We start from the raw sequence: 775 nt of genomic DNA on the forward strand, positions 1-775 counted from the left end.
CCGCCGCTCCTGCCTCCGTCCCGCTCCGGCCGGACGCTCACCGGCCAACGGCTCACGCGGCACGGGCGGCACGCGATACGCGCGGCACGCGTTGAGGCGGCCACGCTGAGCGGTCTAGGTGGCCAGCACGCGGCGTGCGCAATAGCCAACAGCGAGGGGGAGGGGGTCTCCTGGCGCGCTGGACGGCCCTCAGACGGCCCGAGATTCGGCAGGGCGCCGTTACCCGCTCCGGTGTCACCTCAGGCCCGCAGGCGGCCCTACAGCGCGTCAGGGGCGGGCGGGGGGCGACTGCTGCCGCGATGTGGCCGGCACCGGGGACGCCTCCGGCCCCGCCGGTCGTCGCCGTGCAAATGCTGCGGCTACTGGATTCCCTTGAACAGCGCGAACACGTCGGAGACCGTCCCCTTCGGCCGCGGCTTCGGCTCCGGCACGATCCCCGGCACCTCGAGCGCGGTCTGCTCCGGCACCGCCGCGTCAGGCACATCCACCACCAGGCGCTCGTCCACCTCCGCTCGAACCGTGGCCTGAACTGGGATTTCCGTTTCGTCACGTGGAGAAGTCTTCGTTTCGTCACGTGACGAATCTGAATCGCCACGTGGCGAAAGAGCCGCCGCGAGCGCCGCCGCTACCCGCTTCGCCGACCGCCGTTCCTCGTACGCCCGCTGACGGCATCCCGCCTTGCAGTAGTCGCGGGACCGACCGATGCCGCCCTGGCGGATCGTCCCGCCGCACCAAGCGCAGAGCTTCGCGCCACCGTCCCCACGGGGAGTCTCGG

At 72.1% G+C, this 775-nt stretch carries 1 pseudogene; it reads right to left on the reverse strand.

Annotated elements, in window-relative coordinates:
- Positions 1–359: 359 nt before the first annotated feature.
- Positions 360–775: pseudogene (locus O3W51_RS48230) on the reverse strand (hypothetical protein); the annotation flags it as partial.

This window comes from Streptomyces sp. H39-C1 (assembly GCF_027158125.1).
Taxonomy (GTDB): domain Bacteria; phylum Actinomycetota; class Actinomycetes; order Streptomycetales; family Streptomycetaceae; genus Actinacidiphila; species Actinacidiphila fildesensis.